The organism is Streptomyces sp. NPDC005899 (genome assembly GCF_040629645.1).
Lineage (GTDB): Bacteria > Actinomycetota > Actinomycetes > Streptomycetales > Streptomycetaceae > Streptomyces.
Genome location: NZ_JBEXWB010000291.1, coordinates 1 through 8,272 on the forward strand (window position 1 = coordinate 1; position 8,272 = coordinate 8,272).

General features: G+C 72.9%; 8 protein-coding genes and 1 pseudogene. 6 read left to right on the plus strand and 3 right to left on the minus strand.

Annotation, left to right across the window (positions count from 1 at the left end; genetic code table 11):
* Nucleotides 1-242: pseudogene (locus ABZ371_RS25280) on the minus strand (DNA helicase RecD); the annotation flags it as partial.
* Nucleotides 239-1,222: an aldo/keto reductase gene (locus ABZ371_RS25285; protein WP_358683593.1), complete on the minus strand. Its 984-nt coding sequence runs from the start codon at nt 1,220-1,222 to the stop codon at nt 239-241. The gene ABZ371_RS25285 and the pseudogene ABZ371_RS25280, both read right to left, overlap by 4 nt.
* A gap of 142 nt (nt 1,223-1,364) precedes the next feature.
* Between ABZ371_RS25285 and ABZ371_RS25290 the strand changes: the two genes are divergently transcribed.
* Nucleotides 1,365-2,417 (plus strand): LLM class F420-dependent oxidoreductase, encoded by a 1,053-nt coding sequence (locus tag ABZ371_RS25290; RefSeq protein ID WP_358683595.1) that lies wholly within the window; start codon nt 1,365-1,367, stop codon nt 2,415-2,417.
* 290 nt (nt 2,418-2,707) lie between these two features.
* A complete protein-coding gene (locus ABZ371_RS25295; protein WP_358683597.1) occupies nt 2,708-3,496 on the plus strand; it encodes a ferritin-like domain-containing protein in 789 nt (262 codons plus the stop codon).
* Between the two features lie 23 nt (nt 3,497-3,519).
* On the opposite strand, the gene corA is transcribed toward ABZ371_RS25295, so the two are convergent.
* Nucleotides 3,520-4,506: a magnesium/cobalt transporter CorA gene (corA, locus tag ABZ371_RS25300; RefSeq protein ID WP_358683599.1), complete on the minus strand. Its 987-nt coding sequence runs from the start codon at nt 4,504-4,506 to the stop codon at nt 3,520-3,522.
* A 120-nt stretch (nt 4,507-4,626) separates the two neighbouring features.
* Here corA and ABZ371_RS25305 point away from each other — a divergent pair, with 120 nt between their 5' ends.
* The 4 genes from ABZ371_RS25305 to mshC all read left to right on the plus strand — a co-directional run bounded on the left by ABZ371_RS25305 (nt 4,627) and on the right by mshC (nt 8,210).
* Nucleotides 4,627-5,337 (plus strand): histidine phosphatase family protein, encoded by a 711-nt coding sequence (locus ABZ371_RS25305; protein WP_358683601.1) that lies wholly within the window; start codon nt 4,627-4,629, stop codon nt 5,335-5,337.
* A gap of 105 nt (nt 5,338-5,442) precedes the next feature.
* Complete coding sequence (locus tag ABZ371_RS25310) at nt 5,443-6,033, plus strand: DUF3090 domain-containing protein (RefSeq protein ID WP_014157176.1); 591 nt, start codon at nt 5,443-5,445, stop codon at nt 6,031-6,033.
* Nucleotides 5,997-6,872: an SCO1664 family protein gene (locus ABZ371_RS25315; RefSeq protein ID WP_358683604.1), complete on the plus strand. Its 876-nt coding sequence runs from the start codon at nt 5,997-5,999 to the stop codon at nt 6,870-6,872. Before ABZ371_RS25310 ends, ABZ371_RS25315 begins: the two co-directional genes overlap by 37 nt.
* A gap of 108 nt (nt 6,873-6,980) precedes the next feature.
* The gene (mshC, locus tag ABZ371_RS25320; protein ID WP_358683606.1) at nt 6,981-8,210 is read left to right on the plus strand and encodes a cysteine--1-D-myo-inosityl 2-amino-2-deoxy-alpha-D-glucopyranoside ligase; all 1,230 of its coding nucleotides are present in this window, start codon (nt 6,981-6,983) and stop codon (nt 8,208-8,210) included.
* Nucleotides 8,211-8,272 lie beyond the last annotated feature (62 nt).

Consider the following 8,272-nt stretch of genomic DNA (forward strand, 5'->3'; position numbering starts at 1 on the left):
CCCGCTACCGCCCCGGCGGCGCTCCCGGCCCCGGCGGCGGCCTCCTCACCCGCGGACGGCCGTTCCGTACCGCCCGCGTCGTCGGCGTCGCCCGCGTCGCCCGTGCCGGCGGGATCGCCCGCGCCGCCCGCGTCGGCGGCAGCGGCGCCGGGGCCGCCGTCCTGGTGGACTTCGCGGTCCTCGCGGTTCTCGTCGTTCTCGGCCGCGGGGTCCGGGGACTCGCCCCGGGGAAGCGCAGTCACAGCGTGCTCCAGTCCTGGTCGGGATAGCGGTGCACGGGCGCCGACACGTCGTCGAGCGCCTGGCAGATCTCGTCAGGAAGACTAAGCGCCTCCACCGACAGCGCTTCCCCGAGCTGCCGTGCGTTCCGCGCGCCGACCACCGGAGCGACCACCCCAGGGCGGTCCCGCACCCAGGCGAGGGCCACGTGGAGCGCCGTCGTGGCGAGGCCGTCCGCGGCTGTGGCGACCGCGTCCACGATCCGGCTCGCCGCGTCGTCGAGATACGGCTCGACGAACGGGGCCAGCACCTCCGAGGCGCCCCGTGAGTCGGACGGCGTCCCCGCGCGGTACTTCCCCGTCAGCACCCCGCGCCCCAGGGGGGACGACGGCAGGAGCCCCACCCCCAGGTCCAGCGCGGCCGGCAGGACCTCCCGCTCGACGCCCCGCTGCAGCAGCGAGTACTCCATCTGCGTGCTCGCCAGCCGGGTCCGCACCCCCGGCGAGGCGAGCTGCCAGGTGGCGGCCTTCGCGAGCTGCCAGCCGCTGAAGTTCGACACGCCCGCGTACCGGACGCGCCCCGACGAGACGGCCAGGTCCAGCGCCTGCATGGTCTCCTCCAGGGGCGTCACCGGGTCGAAGGCGTGGATCTGCCAGAGATCGACGTAATCCGTGCCCAGGCGCTCCAGGGAGGCGTCGAGCGCCGCCAGCAGATGACCGCGCGAACCGTCGAAACGGCGGTACGGGTCGGGCACGCTGCCCGCCTTCGTGGCGATGACCAGATCCTGCCGTGGAACGAGGTTGTCCAGCAGGCCCCCCATCAGGTGCTCGGCCTCTCCGCCGCCGTAGACGTCGGCGGTGTCGACGAGGGTGCCCCCGGCGTCCCAGAAGGTTTTCAGCTGGTCGGCAGCGTCGTGCTCGTCGGTGTCCCGGCCCCATGTGAGGGTGCCGAGCCCCATCCGGGACACACGCAGGCCCGTACGGCCCAGATACCTCTGCTCCATGGGCGCTGAGATTACTGGCCAAGGCCCTCGGCCGGGCAGCCTGTGGACGGGGCCGCGCCCCTCGACCGGGCCTGCCGGATCGGAGCACCCCGCGCTAGAGTCCCCGGCAAGGACGTTACTGATCAGTAGAGGGAGCGTGGCTATGCGGCTCGGCATCAATCTCGGTTACTGGGGTGCGGGTATGGACGGCGACAACCTCGCCGTCGCCCAGGAGGCCGACCGGCTCGGCTACGACGTCTGCTGGGCGGCCGAGGCCTACGGCTCCGACGTGCCGACCGTGCTGGCCTGGGTCGCCGCCCGGACCGAGTCCATCGACGTGGGCTCGGCGATCATGCAGATCCCGGCCCGGCAGCCGGCCATGACGGCGATGACGGCCGCCACGCTGGACTCGCTCTCCGGAGGCCGCTTCCGCCTCGGCCTCGGCGTCTCGGGACCGCAGGTCTCCGAGGGCTGGTACGGCGTCAAGTTCGACAAGCCCCTGGCCCGCACCCGCGAGTACGTCGAGATCGTGCGCAGGGCGATGTCCCGCGAGCGCCTGTCCTACGAGGGCGAGCACTGGACGCTCCCGCTGCCGGACGGCCCGGGCAAGCCCATCAAGCTGACCGTCCACCCGCAGCGCGAGCACATTCCGCTCTACATCGCCGCGATCGGGCCGAAGAACCTCGAGCAGACCGGTGAGATCGCCGACGGGGCCCTCCTGATCTTCCCCTCCGCCGACCACCTGGAGGAGACCGCGGTCAAGCACCTGAGGGCAGGCCGGGAGAAGGCCGGCAGGACGATGGACGGCTTCGACGTCTGTCCCACGCTGCCGCTCGCGGTCGGTGACGACGTCAACGGCCTCGCCGACATGTTCCGCCCGTACACCGCGCTCTACGTCGGCGGCATGGGCAGCCGCAAGCAGAACTTCTACAACCAGCTCGCCGGGCGCATGGGATACGAGAAGGAAGCCGCCGAGATCCAGGACAAGTACCTGTCCGGCGACAAGGCGGGAGCGGCGGCCGCCGTGCCGCACCAGCTCATCGACCAGACCACGCTGCTCGGCCCGGTGGAGCGGATCGCCGATCGGATGCAGGCGTACGCGGCCGCCGGCGTCACCACGCTCACCCTCGCTCCCGCGGGCTTCACGCTCGACGAACGGCTCGCGGCCCTGCGCGCCGGCACGGACGCCCTGGAGCGCTCGGGACTCGCCGCCTGATCGGCGCCCCGGCCCCGCCCGGCGGCGGACCGCTCGGCCCGGGGCCGGGCGGGGGCGTCCCCGGAACAGCGTCACGGCCGTGGTGGGGGCTCGGGGGGCCTCCCCGCCACGGCCGTCACAGGTGACAACGGTCCCGCCGCCCCCCGGTTACGGCGGGTACTCCTCCCGGGGACGCCGCGGCAGGCCGTACCGAGCCCGTTCGGCCCCCGCCCGGGCCCTTCCGTGTTGCCTACCGGTCCGTACCGAATTTGACTGTGCCCCTGCGGACACCGGCGCGAAGGGTGGCAGTGATGCTGTCGGCAAAGAGTCTGTTCCAGGAGATCCTCGACCACGACGAGTCCTACCGGCTGTTCTGCTCGATCGCGGCGGGCGGCGAGGCGCAGGGCGGCTGGGAGAACGGCCGCATCGCGGCACTGGTCCCCGCCGCCCTGGGCGACCTGGCCCCCAAGGCCGCCCGGCACGGAGCCGACGAGGACAAGCACGGCCGGATCTTCCACGCCCTGCTCAAGCAGCGCGGGCTCGCTCCGGTGGCCGTGCCCCACGACACCGACTACACGCTGATCCTGGAGCGCCACGGCATCGGCCTCGCCCACGAGCGGCTGAACCGCGAGGAGCCGCTCACCGAGCGCGAGGTCATCGTGTACCTCGCCCACAGCCGGGTCACCGAACAGCGGGCCTCCGAGCAGATGAGGCTCCTGCTGAGGCACTTCGGCGGTCACCCCGTCCTCGGACGCGCCGTGAGGATGATCTCCAGGGACGAGGACAACCACCTCGCCTACTGCCACGAGGAGCTGCTCCGCCTCGCCCGGTCGGGGCACGGCCGGACGGTCCACTCCGTCCTGCGCGAGTGCGCCCGGGCCGAGATCCGGGTGTACCGCGACGTCAGCCTGGCCGTGATGAGGCGCATGGGAGCGGTCCTCCACTGGTCCCGGCCCAAGGCCGCACTGCTCGCGGCCGGCATCCACGCGGTGTACGCCTACGAGCGGCTGGCGGGCTGGCGGCGGATGGTGAGCCTGCGGCAGCCCGAGCGGCGGGACGCGCTGGGCGGTCCCGCGGTGCCCGGTACGGAGTTCGCCTGACGGCCGGGCCCGGGCGGCGACGCCTACAGCCAGCCGCGGCGCTTGAAGAGGCGGTGCAGCCCGAAGACCGCGACGGCCATCGACGCGATCACCGTGGGGTACGTCCACGCCCAGTGGAGCTCCGGCATGTGGTCGAAGTTCATGCCGTAGATGCCGGCCACCATCGTCGGCACCGCGGCCATGGCGGCCCACGCGGAGATCTTGCGCATGTCGTCGTTCTGCCGCACACCCATCTGCGCCAGGTGGGCCGACAGGATGTCCGAGAGCAGCCGGTCGAGCCCTTCCACCTGCTCGTTGGCGCGCGTGAGGTGGTCGTTGACGTCCCGGAAGAAGGGCTGCGAGCCCGTGTCGACGAACGGCACGCCCGTACCCGTGAGCCGCGCCATGGGGGCGCTCAGCGGGCCGGTCGCCCGGCGGAACTCCAGCACCTGGCGCTTGAAGGTGTAGATGCGCGCGGCGGTGTTCTTCGAGTCGCCGGTACCGCTGGGGGCGAACACCTGCGTCTCCAGCTCCTCCAGGTCGACCTGGAGCTCGGCGGCGACGTCTATGTAGTGGTCCACGACCGCGTCGCTCACCGCGTACAGCACGGAGGTGGGGCCGTGCCTCAGGACCTCCGGCTCGGCCTCCAGCCGCCGTCGCACCGCCGCCAGGGGCGCGCCCTCGCCGTGCCGGACCGTCACCACGAAGGAGTCGCCCATGAACAGCATCAGCTCGCCGGTGCTGACGGTGTCGCTCTCGGGCTCGTAGACCACCGGCTTGATGACCGCGAACAAGGAGTCGTCGTAGACCTCGAGTTTGGGTCGCTGGTGCGCGCGCAAGGCGTCCTCGACGGCCAGCGGATGAAGGGCGAACTCGCTGCTGACGAGCTCGAACTCCTTTTCGGTGGGCTCGTGCAGCCCTATCCAGACGAACCCGTCCCCGTTGGCCCGGGCCTCGTCGAGGGCGTCGGAGAAGTCGGCGGGGCCTTCCGTCCGGCGCCCGTCCCGATAGATGCCACAGTCCACGATCACGCGCGCATTCTTCCCTGCCGTCGGCTCCGGTGCACTGTTCCCGTGCCCATCGGCCGGGACGGCAAACCGGAGGGCGCCACGAGGCCCGGTACCCGCCCCGCCGGACTTACGCTGGCACGTATGCCCACGCTGATCCTCGTACGCCACGGACGCTCGACCGCCAACACCGCCGGAGTGCTCGCCGGCCGGACCCCCGGCGTCACCCTCGACGAACGCGGGGCCGCGCAGGCCGCCGCGCTCCCCGGCCGGCTGGCCGCCCTCCCGCTCGCCGCCGCCGTCACCAGCCCCCTGGAGCGGTGCCGCGAGACCCTCCGGCCACTGCTCGACGCCCGCCCCGAGCTGCCGCTGCACACCGAGGACCGCGTCAGCGAGTGCGACTACGGCGAGTGGTCGGGGCGCAAGCTGGCCGAACTCTCCGACGAACCGCTGATGTCCGTCGTGCAGCAGCACCCCTCCGCCGCGGCGTTCCCCGGCGGCGAGTCCATGCGCGCCATGCAGGCCCGGGCCGTCGACGCCGTACGGGACTGGAACGCCCGGGTCGAGGCGGAGCACGGCGAGGACGCCGTGTACGTCATGTGCTCGCACGGCGACATCATCAAGGCCGTCGTCGCCGACGCGCTCGGCATGCACCTCGATCTCTTCCAGCGCCTGCACGCCGACCCGTGCTCGGTCACCGCGATCCGCTACACCCGGCTCCGGCCCTTCCTCCTGCGGCTCGGGGACACCGGCGATCTCGCCTCCCTCGCACCGCGTGAACACGCGCTCGGGGCCGACGCGACGGGGGGCACGGCGAGCGAGGCGGCCGTCGGGGGCGGCGCTGGGGCGCCGTGATCGCTCGGCGCAGTAGGGTGGACGCGCCGTAGCGGCCTCGCGGGGACATCCCCCCTCGGTCCCGGCCGCCCCCATTGGCCCCCACATGTTCAAGGGAGACAGGACGTGTCCCGTCAGGTGTTCCTCTACGACCCCCCGGACCGTTTCGTGGCCGGTACGGTCGGGCTGCCTGGCCGCCGTACGTTTTTCCTGCAGGCATCCTCGAGGGGACGGGTCACGAGCGTGGCCCTGGAGAAGACCCAGGTCGCCGCGTTGGCCGAACGGATCGACGAACTCCTCGACGAGGTCGTCCGGCGGACCGGCGGCAACTCCCCGGTGCCCGCCGTGGCGCCCACGGACGTCGCCGACACCGCTCCCCTCGACGCCCCCGTCGAGGAGGAGTTCAGGGTCGGCACGATGGCCCTCGCCTGGGACGGCGAGGAGCAGCGCATGATCGTCGAGGCGCAGGCTCTCGTCGAGCTCGACGCCGACTCCGAGGACGACCTCGCGGAAGCCGAGGAAAGGCTTCTGCAGGACGAGGAGAACGGCCCGCCGATGCTGCGCGTCCGGCTGAGCGGCGCCCAGGCACGGGCGTTCGCCAAGCGCGCCCTGGACGTCGTCAACGCCGGCCGCCCGCCGTGCCCCCTGTGCAGCCTGCCCCTCGACCCGGAAGGACACGTATGTCCGCGCCAGAACGGATACCGTCGCGGGGCCTGACGGAGGCCGGACTGCGCGCCCTGCTCGCCGAAGGGGAGCTCACGGTCCTCGGCCGGGTGCGGGGCGCGTCCAACGCGGTGCTCTACTGCACGGCCGCGTACGAGGGCGAGGAGCGCCCCTGCGTCTACAAGCCGGTGGCGGGCGAGCAGCCGCTGTGGGACTTCCCCGACGGCACGCTCGCGCAGCGCGAGGTCGCCGCGTACGAGATCTCCGAGGCGACCGGGTGGGGCCTCGTGCCCCCGACCGTGCTGCGGGACGGGCCGTACGGCCGGGGCATGTGCCAGCTCTGGATCGAGGCGGAGGAGGCGGCGGAGGCGGCGGACGCCGAGGGTCCCGGCGCCGCGGTACCGGGGCTGCCGCCGCTGCTGGCCCTCGTGGAGGACGAGGAGCCCGGCGAGGGCTGGAAGGCCGTGGGGTTCGCCGACGTCGGCGAGGGCAGGACCGCCCTGCTGGTGCACGCGGACGATCCGCGTCTGCGGCGGCTGGCGATCCTCGACGCGGTGATCAACAACGGGGACCGCAAGGGCGGCCACCTGCTGCCCGCGCCCGGTGGCCGTCTCTACGGCATCGACCACGGAGTGACCTTCAACGCGGACGACAAGCTGCGGACGCTGCTGTGGGGCTGGGCGGGCGAGCCCCTGCCCGAGGAAGCCGTCCCGGTGCTCGCACGGCTGGCCGTCGATCTGGAGCCCGGCCGGCCACTCGCCACCCGGTTGGCGGAACTGATCACGAGGGCGGAACTGGACGCGTTGCGGGAGCGCGTGGAAGCACTGCGGACGAGTGGCCGGCACCCGCAGCCGAGCGGGGAGTGGCCCGCGATCCCCTGGCCGCCGGTGTGAGCGGCCGCCGCTCCTAGCCCACGGCACCCGCACCCGCAAGACCGCCTCTTCGGCCACGATCCGTCATCCGGTTCGTATCCGGAAGCATCGTCCGGTTACGCTCATGACATGCATGCCTGGCCCGCTTCTGAGGTCCCCGCCCTGCCTGGCAAGGGCCGCGACCTTCGGATCCACGACACCGCGACCGGCGGACGGATCACCCTTGACCCCGGTCCCGTCGCCCGCATCTACGTCTGCGGCATCACGCCGTACGACGCGACCCACATGGGTCATGCGGCGACCTACAACGCGTTCGACCTCGTCCAGCGCGTGTGGCTCGACACCAAGCGGCAGGTCCACTACGTCCAGAACGTGACCGACGTGGACGATCCGCTGCTGGAGCGGGCCGTACGCGACGGTCACGACTGGACCGAGCTCGCGGAACGCGAGACGGCGCTCTTCCGGGAGGACATGACCGCCCTGCGCATGCTGCCCCCCGAGCACTACATCGGGGCGGTGGAGGCGATACCCGGCATCGTCCCGCTCGTCGAACGGCTCCGCGACGCCGGCGCGGCCTACGAGCTCGACGGCGACGTGTACTTCTCGGTGGAGTGCGACCCGCACTTCGGCGAGGTCTCCCACCTCGACGCCGAGGCGATGCGCCTGCTGTCCGCCGAACGCGGCGGCGACCCGGAGCGCCCCGGCAAGAAGAACCCGCTCGACCCGATGCTCTGGATGGCGGCCCGCGAGGGCGAGCCCAGCTGGGACGGGGCCACCCTCGGCCGCGGCCGGCCCGGCTGGCACATCGAGTGCGTCGCCATCGCGCTGGACCACCTCGGGATGGGCTTCGACGTCCAGGGAGGCGGCTCCGACCTCGTCTTCCCGCACCACGAGATGGGCGCCTCGCACGCCCAGGCGCTGACCGGCGAGCACCCGTTCGCCAAGGCCTACGTGCACGCGGGCATGGTCGCCCTCGACGGCGAGAAGATGTCCAAGTCCAGGGGGAACCTCGTCTTCGTCTCGGCCCTCCGCCGCGACGGCGTGGACCCCGCCGCGATCAGGCTCTCACTCCTCTCGCACCACTACCGGGCCGACTGGGAGTGGACGGACCAGGTGCTCGCCGACGCCGTCGAACGGCTCGCCCGGTGGCGGGCCGCCGTCTCCCGGCCGGACGGGCTGTCCGCCGACGCACTTCTCGACGAGGTGCGGGAGGCGCTGGCCGACGACCTCGACACCCCCGCCGCGCTCGCCGCGGTGGACCGCTGGGCCGTGGCGCAGAGCGCCGGAGGCGGCACGGACGAGGGCGCGCCCGGCCTCGTCTCGCGCACCGTGGACGCCCTGCTGGGCGTCGCCCTCTGACGGGCCGTCCCCGCACCCACCCCGTACGCACCGCGGCCCCGGACCTCTCGGTGAGGTCCGGG